General features: G+C 53.7%; 15 protein-coding genes. 5 read left to right on the top strand and 10 right to left on the bottom strand.

The features are described from left to right. The 3 genes from ACHUE7_RS16530 to ACHUE7_RS16520 are packed head-to-tail and all read left to right on the top strand — an operon-like array spanning window position 1 to window position 3,871. Window positions 1-1,938, top strand: a complete 1,938-nt coding sequence (locus tag ACHUE7_RS16530; protein WP_394170985.1) for an AAA family ATPase — start codon at window positions 1-3, stop codon at window positions 1,936-1,938. Between the two features lie 9 nt (window positions 1,939-1,947). Beyond that, window positions 1,948-3,216, top strand: a complete 1,269-nt coding sequence (locus ACHUE7_RS16525) for a DUF6638 family protein (protein WP_394170984.1) — start codon at window positions 1,948-1,950, stop codon at window positions 3,214-3,216. Window positions 3,217-3,220: 4 nt separating this feature from the next. After that, on the top strand, window positions 3,221-3,871 hold the full coding sequence (locus ACHUE7_RS16520; protein WP_394170983.1) for a DUF1523 family protein: 651 nt from the start codon (window positions 3,221-3,223) through the stop codon (window positions 3,869-3,871). A gap of 49 nt (window positions 3,872-3,920) precedes the next feature. Here ACHUE7_RS16520 and ACHUE7_RS16515 read toward each other — a convergent pair whose 3' ends face one another. Continuing rightward, on the bottom strand, window positions 3,921-4,211 hold the full coding sequence (locus tag ACHUE7_RS16515) for a YkgJ family cysteine cluster protein (RefSeq protein ID WP_394170982.1): 291 nt from the start codon (window positions 4,209-4,211) through the stop codon (window positions 3,921-3,923). Window positions 4,212-4,411: 200 nt separating this feature from the next. On the opposite strand from ACHUE7_RS16515, the gene ACHUE7_RS16510 reads away from it, so the two are divergent. Then, window positions 4,412-5,245, top strand: a complete 834-nt coding sequence (locus tag ACHUE7_RS16510; RefSeq protein ID WP_394170981.1) for a substrate-binding periplasmic protein — start codon at window positions 4,412-4,414, stop codon at window positions 5,243-5,245. Between the two features lie 34 nt (window positions 5,246-5,279). Here the strand turns inward: ACHUE7_RS16510 and ACHUE7_RS16505 are convergent, their stop codons facing one another. From ACHUE7_RS16505 to ACHUE7_RS16470, 8 genes are all read right to left on the bottom strand, one after another. Next, a complete protein-coding gene (locus ACHUE7_RS16505) occupies window positions 5,280-5,807 on the bottom strand; it encodes a type II secretion system protein (RefSeq protein ID WP_394170980.1) in 528 nt (175 codons plus the stop codon). 502 nt (window positions 5,808-6,309) lie between these two features. Further along, entirely contained in the window at window positions 6,310-7,224 is a 915-nt protein-coding gene (locus tag ACHUE7_RS16500) for a hypothetical protein (protein WP_394170979.1), read from the bottom strand. A gap of 141 nt (window positions 7,225-7,365) precedes the next feature. Then, window positions 7,366-7,710 (bottom strand): DUF7079 family protein, encoded by a 345-nt coding sequence (locus tag ACHUE7_RS16495; protein WP_463559028.1) that lies wholly within the window; start codon window positions 7,708-7,710, stop codon window positions 7,366-7,368. Between the two features lie 44 nt (window positions 7,711-7,754). Continuing rightward, window positions 7,755-8,102 carry a DUF3024 domain-containing protein gene (locus tag ACHUE7_RS16490; RefSeq protein ID WP_394170977.1) on the bottom strand — a complete coding sequence of 116 codons (348 nt, stop codon included), beginning with the start codon at window positions 8,100-8,102 and terminating at the stop codon, window positions 7,755-7,757. A 105-nt stretch (window positions 8,103-8,207) separates the two neighbouring features. Next, entirely contained in the window at window positions 8,208-8,585 is a 378-nt protein-coding gene (locus ACHUE7_RS16485) for a DoxX-like family protein (protein WP_394170976.1), read from the bottom strand. Continuing rightward, on the bottom strand, window positions 8,578-8,967 hold the full coding sequence (locus tag ACHUE7_RS16480; RefSeq protein WP_394170975.1) for a thiol-disulfide oxidoreductase DCC family protein: 390 nt from the start codon (window positions 8,965-8,967) through the stop codon (window positions 8,578-8,580). Before ACHUE7_RS16480 ends, ACHUE7_RS16485 begins: the two co-directional genes overlap by 8 nt. Window positions 8,968-9,065: 98 nt before the next feature. Further along, complete coding sequence (locus ACHUE7_RS16475; RefSeq protein ID WP_394170974.1) at window positions 9,066-9,605, bottom strand: GNAT family N-acetyltransferase; 540 nt, start codon at window positions 9,603-9,605, stop codon at window positions 9,066-9,068. 430 nt (window positions 9,606-10,035) lie between these two features. After that, window positions 10,036-12,177 carry an FG-GAP repeat protein gene (locus tag ACHUE7_RS16470; RefSeq protein ID WP_394170973.1) on the bottom strand — a complete coding sequence of 714 codons (2,142 nt, stop codon included), beginning with the start codon at window positions 12,175-12,177 and terminating at the stop codon, window positions 10,036-10,038. A 179-nt stretch (window positions 12,178-12,356) separates the two neighbouring features. Here ACHUE7_RS16470 and ACHUE7_RS16465 point away from each other — a divergent pair, with 179 nt between their 5' ends. Continuing rightward, a complete protein-coding gene (locus ACHUE7_RS16465; RefSeq protein ID WP_394170972.1) occupies window positions 12,357-14,174 on the top strand; it encodes a hypothetical protein in 1,818 nt (605 codons plus the stop codon). 297 nt (window positions 14,175-14,471) lie between these two features. On the opposite strand, the gene ACHUE7_RS16460 is transcribed toward ACHUE7_RS16465, so the two are convergent. Further along, on the bottom strand, window positions 14,472-15,242 hold the full coding sequence (locus ACHUE7_RS16460) for a fructosamine kinase family protein (protein ID WP_394170970.1): 771 nt from the start codon (window positions 15,240-15,242) through the stop codon (window positions 14,472-14,474). Window positions 15,243-15,299 lie beyond the last annotated feature (57 nt).

Raw genomic sequence — 15,299 nt, 5'->3', positions numbered from 1 at the left:
ATGACGCAACCCCAACAAGCCATGCAATTGAAGGAAGAAGATATTCGTGGTCACTATGAAGCGGCGTTTCATACGCTGAGCGCCCTCAGCCATCGGCCGCAGTTTGCCTCGGCAGACGACGAACCCCAGACCAGCCGGGGTGGCTTCTCTCGGCGGCGCTTTCGCAACACCATTCCGGGTATGTCGCCCGTTACACATTCGGCGGCGTCTTCGCAGGCTGGGTTGGCCAACACCATTGCCAGCATCACTCCGGACGACCCCTTACCCACTGAAGTGCAGAGCCATATTATTCGGGTGCTGCGTCGCGGCCTGGCGATAGCCAATACCCTGATCGATACCTTCGGGGACCAGACCCCGCTGAACAGTCTTAAACGGGAAAACACCCAGGGCCGCCTGGGCGATCTGCAACGCAAAGAGTTTGGCGAACTGCTAAACGCATCCGGCTTAATCGGCCTGTTTACCTTTGCCAGTTACCTGCAGTATGTACTCAGCGACTATCTTACCGAGACCGATAACCTGTCGATCACGCTTCCCGACCCCGAAGAGATCGTACTGGACAACCCCATCGATGCCCTGAATGGCGCCTTATGGGAACTCGACCGCTTTATTGATGACCATGCAGAAAGCGATGAAGCCCTGGTAAAAGTGGTGCGCGACTACGCAACCCGCCTGATCGATGCACTGCACATTCGCCGGCACGGCATGCCAGGGCTGGAGCCCTTTCTGTCCGCAACCTACCGGGTTGAGGCCGATGCCTTCACCGTCGATGGTTTCGAAGTCTCCCAGCGTGGCCGCGCCACCCAACTGGTCATGAGTTTCAAAAAACCGGAAGAAGTTATCGGGAACCATATTGCCAAGTACCAGGCGCTGAAACTCGCCAAAATGCTGATGGCCTACGATTTCACTCAGAAGAAGAACCCTTTCGTTGACTTGGGCGGCTTCATCTTTACTTTTATGGGCGACGGTAAACCCGGCACGGGCAAAACGACGCTGATTCAGATGCTCGCCGGTCTACTGAACGACTATTGCGAGGTTGCAGGCTACACCTTTCGCTATGAAAACTTATCGACCGACAACGTAGACAGCTTTCAGGGTAAATCCGGCCAGAACGCGAAACAGTTTATCCGCAACGTCACCGACCCGAACATCATTGGCTTCGGCACCATCGACGATATTGATCAAGTCGCCGGTAAGCGAGGTGACCGCCAGTCGTCGGCCGGGCAGCAGGAAATCACCGCCGTGCTTATGGAAAGCTTCGCCGGTGCCAGCACCGTGGTTCGCGGTAACTGCACCTTTGGCATGTTCTCCAACTACCCGGAACAGGTCGATGATGCGCTGCGCCAACGCGCCGGTGCCCGCTTCCTGATCGACGGCCCCCAGTCCCGCGAAGACTACGTCGACATTCTGAATCTGTTGCTCGGCAAAAACCACGATATACCGCTGGGTGATCATGATCTGTACGCGAATCAGGCGATACAAGGCGCTGTGCAACGCTCGTTCGACGCGCACAACCGCCCTACCGCACCCGCGCTGGCCGATGTATTTGATCGAATGCTCACTGGCTCGGCAAGCAACGTGACTATCGCATCCCTGGGTGGCTATCTAAAGGCGATACAGGAAGTCGATGAACGGTTTACCGGTCGAGCCATCAAGAACATCACTGACGCGGTGAAATTAAGGGCCATGGATTTCGAACTGCCAGACGACTGGATGGAACACCCGGATCAGTTCTTACATCGCGATTACGACACCAAACTCGCCATGCTCAGCGAGCTGATGACGCCAATAACCCCCGAGATGGTGATTCAGGAAATCAACCGTTATGCCGACAGTGAATTCCGCTATGCCGGGGCGTCCGACGAAGCCGAAATCACCGAACGTGTGCGTCAGATCCAATGGCAACTGGAAGCGGAACGCCGGTTGCGGCAGGGCGAGTAAGTGCAGCCGATGGACACCCAAAACCCACTCCCATCCGAGCCTGTGTTCAACTGGACATTCTGCAAGAACGAATGGTTTCTGGTGAGCAGCGACACCCTAAAGGAACGGTACAACCGGGCGATGGAGCAACTGTGCGGGTGCAGAACCGAGCTGGAGCGCTTTCACATCGACATGACCGGTTTCTCCCCTGAAATTGCAGAGGAGCTTCAGGACCCTTACTACCTGAACCCTCATGGCATTAACCGGCGTTTTATTCTGCTGATACCCGAACAACAGAATTTAACGCTGCACGGCCCCATGTTTTCCTGGACGGCGGATATCCTGAAAAGCTTTATGGAGGTAAACCGCAGCCAGCTGTTCACCCTTATGGCAAGAGACTCCGTTTATGGAGAAATCCAGAACTCCATTTATCGGCTGGAATCGGTAGACGAACTGCTCGATATGAGAACAGTGTTCATCTCATTAAAGACACCCGATGGCTTGCTTGGCGCGGCGGGCCGCATACATGAGGCCATAGACGAGCTGATGCAACAGCCTGAACATTGGCTCGATGATACACGTCTGAACAGCCTCATTCAGTTGGCTGAGAAAACAGGGGATATCCGCCGCCACCCGGTAGCGCCCATCGATGAGACCTATCAGATCCGTCACTATTTTACGCGTCATCTCGGTGGCTTGTACCGGTTCGACCATGGCCGGCGAATTGTGATTCTGTCGGTCAACCCTCAGGTAGACCCCCTTGGCAGAGGTAACCCGCAGATTCAGCATCACCGCATACAGGACAGCGAGCAGGTCTACCGGTACCTGACCGATCGCCGACTGGTACAAACAATATCGAGCCTCGAATCACTGCAGGAAATACTGCGCGGCTTCCTACTCGACCAGTACGCCAGCGACCACCAGGATGGCGACTTTTCCTCTCTGACCGCCAGCGACCAGACTCAGTTGATTCATCGGCACTGGGATGCGTTGCCAGACGTCGCCAAAACCCTGCTGTCAGCGATTCGGCTTTTGGAGCAGGGCAGCAGCGACCTGGATTCACTGGCAACGGGTGACGCATTCTTCTATCTGGTCGAACCCAAAGGGGGTGACATGGCGCCTCTGATCCACCACTTGCTGGCCCACTACCGCGCCGAACACTTTCGCTATCTGTACCGGTGGAACCGAGCATTATTCTGGCAACAATTTGAGCACTGGCCACCGGCCAAGCAGAGCTATGCAGGCCGATACATCACCCGCCATGGTGATCAACGACCCGACAGCGCCCCCTGGAGATGAATCAATGAAGGTCTTTCTTACAAGTATCAAATGGATTTTTTGCACGTTGGTGGTAGTCGGCCTGACGGCTTTTCTCGATTACTACCTGCCCAGTGAAGCCGTGGTACAGCTCACCGGCACCGACGTTAAACGGATGGACACCCGCAAGGGGCGCTACCTGGATCATGAAGGAGCCAACGTCGAACGAGTGGCCCCCACCTACACCCGGGATATTCGCTTTATCAACGCCATTACGGCAGAAGACAAGGTTCGGGTATACCGCAATGAAGATACGGGCTGGCACTGGCCTCCCTATTTCAAGTTCGACAGCGCCGACATGACAGCCAGAACGCAAAGCATTTTATCTTCCGGTGACAAGCCCTTTGTACAGGTGACTTATTACGGCTGGCGCATCCAGTTGCTGTCGCTGTTTCCCAATTTGGTCTACATGAAAATGGTGGAACCAGGGTACCGGCCGGTCAACTTGGTTCGCATTGTTTTCTTTACTGCCCTGGCCGTCGCCGGTTTCTTTTTCTGGCGCTGGTACCGGGGGTTTCGGCGTCGGGTAGAAGCCCGGCTGGCCGAGCAGGCCAATGAAACCGCCGGCCCATTTCGGCGCCTGTTTGGCGCCATTCGTAAGGAGTGGCGTTCATGGGCGGGGCCATCACGCGGTTAGTGGGCCATATGGCCTGTTTTTCCCGGTTTACGGTGCCAACAACACGGGCTCACAAGCCCGCTGCACGCTCCACCCGGCATTCGTAAGACCCCATTTCGAACTCCCGGCAGATCAACGGGCGGTTCTCGTAAATGGTGCACAGGAAGGTTTCACGGTTCAGCGCTGAACACCAGCCATCATCCAAACGCAGCATGGTCTCACCACCCCACTCGTCAACGGCGATGTGTCGGGCCGGAACGCCGGTATCGGTAATAATCATCACTTCCAGGCGGCAACAGCAGGCCTGGCAGGTTGAGCAGGAGACGGTTGGATCGGTGATGTCTTCAACAGGTATGGTCATTTGGGCAGTATCAACTTAACAGCAGCCTGCTGTTTCGGGGTTTTCCAGAGTTTCCAGAATCAATTTTCTGAACCGGGCGGAAGCATAGCATAGCCAGTCCGGTCACTTTTGCTGCCACCTTTAAAAAAGACCGACTAAACTCATAAGACCCGCACAGCCCGATGACCCGTTGAACACTGTTACCGAACAAGGATACCCGAATGATAAAGCACCTGCTGATGACGCTGAGTAATACGTCATCCCCCTACGGCCGGTGCCTGGCCGGCTGTGTCATTCTAAGCAGTGTGCTGGCGTCGCCCGCGCTGGCCGAAGATTGTGTAAAAACCTTCCGCTGGACCGACGACCCACCCTACACCTACGCCTCAGCTGACGCACCGGGCGGTGTCAGCGGCATATCCGCCGATATCGTACGTACCGTGCTGAGCGAGTTGGGCTGCGACGTCCGGTTTGTCGATATGCCCTGGGCACGCGCCTTGTCGGCGTTGCAAACGGGCCGGGTCGATATCGTCAGTGGTGCCTTTGATACCCCCGAACGTCGAGCCTATGCCCACTATGCCAACCAGGGTGACACCTCACCGAACGTCATCTTTGTTCGTGCAGACAACCCCGGTGCGGTTGCCTGGCAGCAGTTTTCCGACCTGCTCGATAGCGATATCACACTCGGCGGACAAATTGGCGTGAATTATGGCCCCGAATACCAGCAAGCACTGGCAAACGGTGATCTGGAAGGCAGGCTGACGCTGGTGCCAAACCGCCCTCTGCTATGGCAAATGCTCGATCGCGATCGCATTGACGCCGTAGCGGCCAGCTACCTGACCGGTTTAATGGAAATCAGCCAGTTGGGGTTTCAGAACAGAATTGTCAGCACCGGCATCAAATTGTCATCCGACCCTGCGTATATCATTTTTTCCAAAGCCTCGGTCGATGCAACCTTTGTAGACCGCTTCAATGAGGCACACAACGCCCTCCTTCAAAGCGAAAGGTACCAGGCCATCGTGGATGCCCATACCCGGGAGGTTCAGGTGTCGGAATAGGGCCCACCCCCAAAGCTGGGCGGCAAACAGACGCTCAACAGCCGGCAGTAACGGTGGTGACAGTGCAGTCGGGGAAGCCAAACGAATCGTATTCAGCGTAACAACCCGGTCCGGGATCTGACGGGAGGTTAAACCCTACCCGGGTAAACCGGTTATCAACGAACGTCTTGAGACTGGCACTGCTGCCGGCTTGCAGAGAAATGTAATCCAGCATGGTGAGCGCGTCGCCCACCTCGGCCTGGCTTTCGGGGCAGAGGTTACGCCAGTCTACCTCCGACCGCCCAACCTCGGTCTCTATCACGTAATCCAGCTGATTACTGCCGCCAGGGTTGCTGGCAGCAGGCGAGAGACCGCTGACATAGGCTTTGCTTCTGACAATACCAACGGTGCTTTTCATCGCACCCGCGACCGAGTTGATGGTCGCTATACGGGCTTCCGATGAAAGCGTTACAAAGCGAGGGAGTGCAACGGCTGCCAGCAGGCCGAGAATGACTATTACCAGAACCAGCTCAACCAGCGTGAACCCGCCTGAAACGCGTGTGTGGCCAACCTTCAAATCCATGAGACAACTTATCCAATACCGCGCTGCAAAGCGGCGATTATCCAATAAAGCCGCCGCTCAGGCAATTGACCAACGGGCCCTCGCGGCTGGGCTACCGTAGCAGACTGTCTCACCATGCCTGAACGGACCTGTTGATATGGCGTGGCAGCAACGACCGATACAGGACTTCTGAACGCCTTGACCAATAGCATCCACTCACACACGGAGTGCCAACACTGCCAGGACTGAGGTCGTCTAAAAGCAGGGGTGACCCGTATCAACGTTCATCACTAACAAACAGAGCAGAAGCCCATGTCACAACCCCACGCGACGCCACCCTCTACACCGAACCGGCTCCCGTGCCGAGGCTGCCTGCCAAATTGCAGCAGCTACCCAACCTGCAATGGCACCCCCTGGCGTCAAGACAAGACCCAACCGCCGAAGGCACCGAAAGCTAATCTGTAGCAGGTGAGCAGAAATGCCGCCTGCAGCAGATCCGCACAGTGAGCTACACCGGTAGCGGTCAGTTGCCGATCAATACTGTCGCCGACCCTTCAATGATTGCACCGGTTGCTCCTCCAACGCTGACCAGGTCACCCAATCGTGCGGCTGGCATTCCATTACTGCCTATTTGAATGAGTGATCCGTCAATGTCAGTGATTGCGCCAGAAGAAATATCCACACTTACTGCAGACGTTACTTCAACAAGGGTTATCGCTTCCAGGCTAAGTGCGGCTCCCGCCTCGATATCTATGCTTTGGCTCGAACTCAAACTAATGGACCCAGTGTCGATAACGACTTCAGATCCATCGCTGGCAATATCGCCTGCCGCCCAGGCGTCCTCTTCGTTCACAACGACGCCTCTACCGCCACTGACGCTGGCATAATCGAGCCCGGCAACGTTATTTCTACCGCCCGTTATCGACGCATAGGGGCCATGCACGCTGTTTGCCCGACCGGCGACCAAACCACCGTACGAGCTGTATTCATGTTCATCCCCCACGACCAGATTATGGGTGCCAGTTTTATTCTTGCTCAGACTTTCATCAGTGTCATAGCCAATGATCAGGTTACCCAGGCCTGTGGTGCTCGCAGTATTCCCCGAACCATCACGAACGATCAAATTACAGCTCTCTACGATGAGAGTTAAATTCGCACTGTCAAAATCCACACAGGTAAGAAGCTCCTCGACCTGTTCGACCCGAGTACCCAGCAGTGTATCCTGACTATTGGCATCATCCAGTGAGATCTGCATAGCCGCTACCTGAAGAACAAGCTGCTCATTTTCCGCTTCCAGTGCATTCAAGCGATCAACCAGAGCTTCAATATCCTGGGTTACTGACGCCGACTCTTCATCAGTCGAAGAGGGCGTTGTGTCATTACAGGCTGCCAGGATAAAGCCAGCCCCCACCAATAGGATCGTTAATTGATGTTTCATGATACGTCCTTTGTATTCACTATTTTCATAACGTATCAACAATAGACCTATCCGGGTGATTCGGGAAGCAGTATTGATGGATCGGGCTTTACGCCTTAACCACTCTGGTTATCGCACAGCCCGGATTCCCGAACAACTTTCCTACTTTGCACCACGCTCGCTATACCCACAAACCTCACACCAGCACCTTTTGATCTCTTTAACAACGGAACGGTTGCCTTTAACAGCTTTTGACCGGGGAGTTGATCCGATGGTTTTCGCCAGCCACTCATCCGACCAACCGCTCCAAACACCTGCAGGACTTCGGAGGTTAGATTCCAGCGCCGGGTACACTTCATACCACAGAATAGCCTCAGTCTGCTCAAGCGTGAAACCGCTGTCGTCAATGGTTCTGGCGATGTGCTTGAAATTTACTTCGTCGATCTCGGTATCAAGAAACAAGTCTGACAGAGCTCTCCAAATGGTTAGTCGCTCACCATTTTCCACTTTAATCGCCTGCTCAATGAAACGTCGGGTTTCGGAATGGCTGGCTAGCCAAAGAAACAGGCATGCTCGTCATCGGCAACCACCTGTAAAAACTCTTCAAAATATGCTACCTCCGGTACTGGCTTATAAACATGCCATTTCAAGTCTTGTCGCTGCCAGTATATTTTCCAATGCTTTTCTTTCTTGACGTAGGTAGCTTTAGCGAACGGAATTTCCATCCTGACTTTCTGGTCATCCCGCTTCGGTCTTATTTCAAATAACTCAACGCTTTGGTTATCGATGCGATAACCGAAATCAATCTGATTGCGTACTTGCGGAGGAGGCCTTTTGGCCTCCATAAACTTTTCAACTTCTCGCACGCATCGTTTTTCTTCGAATTCACTTATTGCCATGATTTATTCAATCCCCACTCTCACAGTATATTTCTACTTACTGCGTACTAAGTCACTCATCTCGACAAACGCCATACCACCCTTAGGTAAATTTAACGCCCCTATTTATCGGTGGTGTAGCTGTAATCCGACTATCGAAAGAGCCAGCACAGTAATATTCGTTGTCACAGGGTTAAACGCTGCGACTAACAATGTAGGCTGAACCAGAATGACAAAAAACAGCAAACCCAGCATAGCTATAGCTGTCAGATACAAAGGCCACCTTTGTCGCCAGAATATCAATACCATAACAGCCATGCCAACTTCCAATACCCCGCCGATCGTCGCCACATTAACCGCTTCAGAATGTGAGAACCCGGCAGCCATGCTCATTGCCAGTTCATCTTCATGCATATAGAGCAACTTTGGGACCAGGCCCTGGTATAACCAGACAACGGCAATGGTGACGCGGCACACGGCATAACTAAAATATGTATTATTCACCCAGGAACCTCGACTCATGGTCCTTGGTCGGCACAACGCAAGCCTCATAACGACCAAATAACCGGTAGCGGTTTAATGCAATGCGATCATAAAGCCAGTCCCGAATAATCGATGGTACAACCCTGCCGATACATGCCAATGGCCACGGCCATGGCAATCTGCGCATCACTCTGAAGAATGCGGAAGACTTCGTATAAATGCTCGCGCCTTCAACAAGCAGCATGGTTTCATAGTGGTCAGTTGCCAGTCCATACCATTGCAAAATGGCCTGACCTTCCGGTGACTGAACGGTAGCCAACTTGAACTTGCGCTCCTTATCAAATTTGATCAGGAAACGTGCCCAGGCAGAACAGAGCCGGCAGACCCCGTCAAACAGGATCACTCGATCTCCGGGGTTAATGTGTGGAGCATAGGTTGATTCAGACGTCATATATGCAGAAGCCATTATGATTAGCTGGGAAGTTGCCGCTACCAATACAATCAGTCAACACAGCCTGGGTAACCAACTCGATATTCATTACTCGACTCAATACTGTAGTGCTCAAGCCCTCTACATTGGTATAGATCAACATTATGCTCCATCACCATGCCAAGCCTTCTGAGCACTGCTTTTGATGCATGGTTATCAGGCATACACACACCAAAAATTTTATCTATATCAGTGCATCCAAAAACCCACTCTACTAGTCGCTCTGTTGCTTCTGTTGTGTAACCCTGCCCTTCATGCTCTTTGGCGATACCAAATCGTACGTCTACAAAGTCAGGGTTAGGAGCATACTCAACACCCGCGAAGCCAACTTTAACTGAGGTATTGTCTTTTAAACACAGTATAAACGTTCCAAACCCATGCCGTGCCCAGTGCTCAATCCGGTTGTTCAGATACTCGCCCTGTTGGTAGAGGGTATATGGCGCCTCGTTTGGAAGAAACCTGGTTTGCTCCTGAGACGACAGTATTTTTTCTATGATATCGGAGTCATCCGACCTGGGCTTCCTCAGTACAAGTCGACCAGTCTCAATCATTTGATTTGCTCATTCTAATCCTCAATGAAAACAACGGAACTACACTCCTCACAGACCGTGATTAAAACAATCAATGCATGGTTATCCAAAATACTGATCTGCCAGTGGGCTTTTGCATATTATTTGTAAAAATGAAACATCACGAAGGCCAGAGGGCCAATTAGCCAGTGCTCCCGGAGAGGTATGTCCGCATCCAGGCAGAATCCGGTTACTATACCGAATTCGTTCTCGCTCAGCTAACCGAGCCATCCGAACTACCGGATCAAGGTGGAGGAATACAGTGAGTGTGAAGTGATGCAGCAGAGGAACGATGTAGAAACGGAAAAAAGGCCGAACGGCAATCCGGCCCTGAATATGGAGAGGTAACCGTAAACGGGCGCCTACTGAATGCTATTCAATAGACGCCCGTTTTCACGATTGATTCAGATGATCAGTAAAGGTATACAACCCCCGTGTTGCTTCCGTCGTTGTCAGCTTGTTCTTCGGCACTGGCCTGAGTGCCTGTGGCGGTGCCGTCCTCGGCGTTGGCAGCAACGGCCAGCGTTTCGCCATCGCTGCTTAAGCTGATGGCGACGCCAAAGCCATCTCCGGCATCCGTGTTCGTAGCCTTTAGATAAGCGTGCTGCGCCCATTCTGAGCCGGTGCGACGAAAAACATAGGCAGCACCCGAGGCGGCGGTATTATCAAATTCATTGCCATTTATACCGGTCGCGTTGCTGGCTTCAGAGGTTGCACCAACGGCGAGTACATCGCCGTTTTCACTTAAGCTCAAGCCGGTACCAAATCCATCACCGGCATCTGTGTTACTGGCCTTCAAATAAGCTTGTTGCGCCCAAAGGCCTTCAGTACGGCTAAACACATAAACGGCCCCTGAATCGACGGCATTGTTATCTTCCTGGTCGCCATTGATGCCAGTTGAGAGGCTGTCTTCTTCGGTCGCTGCTACGGCCAGGGTATTGCCGTCCCGGCTCAGGCTGACTTCCTTGCCAAAGTGATCGTCTTGCTCTGCGTTGCTGGCTTTGATATAGGCTTCCTGGGTCCAGTTTGATCCATCCCGCGTGAACACGTAAACCGCACCGGAATCTTTTTTGGCCGCCACGTCGTTACCGGTGAACAGGCCCGCCGTAACACCCGTTGCGCCGTTATCTTCTTCTCGGCTGCCGATGGCCAGGGTTTGTGCTTCACCATCCAGGCTTACTGATACGCCAAAACGATCACCACCGGTCACATTGCTGGCTTTGATAAAGGCGTCCTGTTGCCAGGTTTCACCCTCCCGGCTGAACACGTACACCGCACCGGATCGGTTGGCATCGTTATTGTCTTCCCCATTGACCCCAGACGACGAGCTGCTTTCCAGAAATGCGCCAATCGCGACGATTGAACCATTGTCGCTGATGCTTACTGAGTGACCAAAGTTGTCTGATGCGCCCGAATTACTGGCCTTGAGGTAGGCTTGCTCAGTCCAGGTGCCGTCGCTAAGGGTAAAAATGTAGGCGGCTCCGGCATTCGAACTCGAATTGTCGGTTCCATCGCCATTGATGCCAGCGCTGGCACTGTCTTCCCGGGACGCTCCGATGACCAGTGTATTGCCATCGGCACTGAGGCTTACCGCGCCTCCAAAACCGTCATCGCTGCCAAAGTTACTGGCACGCAGTCGTTGCTGCTGTTGCCAGTGACCAACATCGGTCTTCGTAAACACATAAACGATGCCGACTTTATTGCCACCGCCTCCAGTGAATTGTCTGGCAGAACCGGCACCCACGGCCATGGTATTACCATCGGCACTCAGGCTGACATCGCTGCCGAAGAAGGGCGCATGGTGTAACTCATCGGGTTTAATGTACCCGATCATATTGTTCAGGCCGGCATCGATGGTCAGGGTGCTAGAGTCAACGCAGCCCAAGCTGTTGCAGCTTTGAAGAAGGTACTCGGCATTGAAACGGCTCAACAATGGGATCTCCAAAGCCAGGGTCTCAGCGCCCTGAGGAATGTCGCTGCCGACCTGGGTAAAACCGGATTCACCGTCCGGGTTTTCCATCAGCTTGTAATGACTTGAGCCAGGCGAGTCAGTCCAACTGAATCGCAAGGTCCTTATCGCTTCTTGACTAAGCTCAAAACCCTCTACTTCCTGAGGCGGACCGACGGTGGTTACCTCAAAACCAGCACTGACACCACCAATGGTCAGTGTTGCAGTTGTGGTGGTTGCGGGGGTGTCTGAACTGGTTAACCGCACCTGCACTGTTTGCCCGGCTTCAATGGTACCGGCCTCTGCGGTAAAGTCACCCTCATCGATAGCATACTCACCATCGGTAATGCTTATCGGTGCAGGCGAATCAATGCCTGCCACCGTAATAATGCCTGATAGTACCTGGGTGCTCAGCTCGGCATTGGTTTGTACCCCTAACATAAAGGCTTCAGGTGTCGTGTCGGGTACTGGCTCACTACTATCCGTATCGCCGTTTCCTTCGTCAGCAGAGTCAGAGCTACCGCCTCCGCCGCCACAGGCACTTAATAGTGTCATCAGAACAGCGGCTAGCAGCCAACGCCCCGTTGTCATTCCATTACTGTTCATTTTCCTTCTCCATTAAAGGTATGCACTTAAATGGAGAAGTCTAGGGATAGCGCAGTTAAGCCGGTACCCTACAGATGTCGGGTCAGAGGGCGTGTACAGCATTTGCAGGACACCGGTGTTGCATCAACCCCGTTATGGTTAGGCGGTAAAAAACAAACCTGACAATAACGAGGTAGACAATGACTTCGCACGGAAGAATCAATGGATTACTTGCTCTCGCGCTGGCCAGCGCAGTCATCACAGGCTGCGGGGAAAGTTCAGGAGGTGGCGGCAATGGCGCAGGTGGCGATGACTCCGGAGGTAGCGACAACGGATCTGGCGCAGACTGGACCCTGTCTCAGTTACCCGGCCTGGAAGGCGATGCCGATAACCAGGACATACTGTACTTCAGCAATAGCTACCAGGACGATGACGGCAACCATTCCGCCCTGTATGCGATGAACCCGGCTAACCCCGACAGCATCTTTCGGCAACACCTGACCGTGGAAGGAACGGGCGACAACCCCGAGTCGATTGGGCGGACGCTGTACCGGCCACTAGTTGAAGCCGACATAGATGAAAACGACGGCAGTGTTGATAACTATCGGGTATCAGACGTGCTGTTCGCGCACAACCGGGAATCCGGCATCGCGTCCTCAGAAGGCTTCGCCCGGGCGAGCACCGATGGAGACCTCTTTCTGAACGGCCAAATGGGTGTAAGGGTGTCTTCGGAAACGTTCACCGAAGCACAGAATATGAGCAGTATTGGCGCGACGTTGCGGCAAACCTATATTAACGCCGATAGAGCGGAACTTAGCTACGGTGGGGCTGGTAACAAGATGCTCGTGCGAATGGACTACCCCGCAGCAGACGACCCGTTAATGCCAGACTCAAAACTCATCGAGTACATTACACCCGTTGATCATGTAGCGAGTGATTCCGGGAGCTACAGATACCTGACGCTGAAAACCGACGACGCCACGTTATGTAACGGCTATTTTTTATCGCGCGCGACCTCCAATTCAAACGGCTCAACGAGCCTCGGTGTAGATAATTTGCTCCCGAACACAAGGGAGGCGAGTTTCGCCGCTCCGCTGGGTGGCCCATTAACGGATAAGACCCAATACCTGGTTATTAATGTCCTGAACCAGGCTGACTGTACAGAGCAGGAAGCTTCAGTGTGGCGCTATGATCCATCCGCGCCGGTAAGTTCAGGCCTGACACAGGTACTGAATGGAGCAGATGAACCACTCATTTTCCCCACCGGCGTTGCGGGAGCCCCTTTCATGCCCGCCGATCGCCATCTGGCACGCGAAGGCAACGTTCTGTTTTTTGGCATAGCCAACACATCAGGCCTGGGGCAACAGAACTTGTACCGTGTTGAAGGCGACAGCTGGAGTCTGCTCTCTGAACAGGAAGATTCCCTGGGTTTTTATTCTGGCTTTATCATCGCGGGCGATGGCCGGGTGGCGGCCTCGGTAGGCAGCGAGGTCGTCAGCTGGGACGCAACCGGTAATGACCGGCAGGTACTGGATGACACCACAACGACCTTTGCCGGGATCATGACCGACGTGCTGGGCAGCCGCAACGGCTGGATCTACTACAACCGCGCCGACCACACCGGGCAAGACCACGCCGTCGCCATGAAGATGGATGGCAGCGATTCACTGGAGATTCCCAACGCTCAATGGTTTGGGGCGTCCTCCACGGGAAAGGGCGATTCCATCAGCAACATGACAGAGCTCAGCGAGGTATTTCTCTGGCGTGACGGGTATATCGGGGCGGTGATCGCCACCAACCCAGGTCTGGGCTTGGTCATACTGGGCGACCTGGGTTCAACGCCCGATAACGTCCTGATGCGCGGTATGGCACCGGGGCCACACCGGCTGATTGAAGTTTTACCCGCCGGCGAAGACGAAGGCCGGGTGTATTACGTCAATACCCGGGTTTCCAATTCTCTGCAGGCGGTTGCGGTTGAAGAACCCACCGGTCATCAACGCCCGGTGGATGGATTCTAAACCCCACGAGGTGGCGCACGTTAAAGGGCCCGTGCTGAGTGCGGATCAATTTTATAAGCGTGCTCCAAACACAATAAACCCCGGAATTCCGGGGTTTTTGGTGTTAAACGATCGTGTAGCGCACAGGAGCGCGGCGTTTCCACCGCTAATTGACGACGCCATTCAAACCGGCCTGTACTATTCAGGCATTGAGCTCACCAGGCAGTAACCCGAAGCATAACCAGGCCGGAAGCGGCGCCCGTAAGCGATAGTCGGGCGCCGCTGTTCTAGTGCCCAGGCGTAAACGGAACACCCGGGCTAGAGGTTCTCGATGCTATTGAACGCCTTCTGACAGGATGCCAAATACGCACCACCAAACAGATTGTAATGGTTCAGAAAGTGATAAAGGTTGTAGATCTCTCGCTTGCGACCATAGAGGGCGCTGAGAGGCCGCACCGCCTCATAGGCTTGATAGAAAGGCTTTCCAAAGCCACCGAACATCTCAGTCATGGCCAGGTCCGCTTCCGGGTCACCGTAATAGACAGCCGGGTCAATCAGCCAACTCGACGCCCGATCAAATATCACGTTGCCGGACCATAGGTCACCATGAAGCAAAGCGGATGCACCCGTATGCTCATTCAACCACGCGGCCAGAATGTCGCCCTTTAGGTGAAGTACCTCACTGAATTGCTCCCTTAGCCGAGCATCACTGATCATCCCTACCTGATAGCCAAGCCTGTATTCCAGAAAGAAATCACCCCAGTTGTCACTTTCGCAATTCTTCTGGGGGTTCAAACCAATATAATTATCTCGGTGAAAACCGACGTGGCTTTGTGGCAGTCGATGAATAAGGGCAAGCCCTTTCCCCAGTGCCTGAAAAAGAGTGTCGGAGGGAGGTGATGCATCAACTTCAGTCATCTGAAGCTGACCTTCACTGACCGAAAATACCTCGGGTACTTTTAACTCTTTGACCCCGGCCAATGTGACTGCTTCCCGCAGCAGCTCCAGGCCTTCGGCCTCACAATACAAGGCATTTGCGTATCTGGTGTCGTTTATCTTGGTATGCATACTCGCAAGGGTAGCCGCCAACGTCTACACACGTCAAAGCCGTCAAAAACCATGGGCTGATGCCGCCCAGTCTGGGCG

It is taken from the genome of Saccharospirillum alexandrii (assembly GCF_043641555.1).
GTDB classification, from domain to species: Bacteria; Pseudomonadota; Gammaproteobacteria; order Pseudomonadales; family Natronospirillaceae; genus Saccharospirillum; species Saccharospirillum alexandrii_A.
The sequence above is the reverse complement of the archived record's forward strand: the minus strand, read 5'-3'. Positions and strand labels throughout refer to the sequence as shown.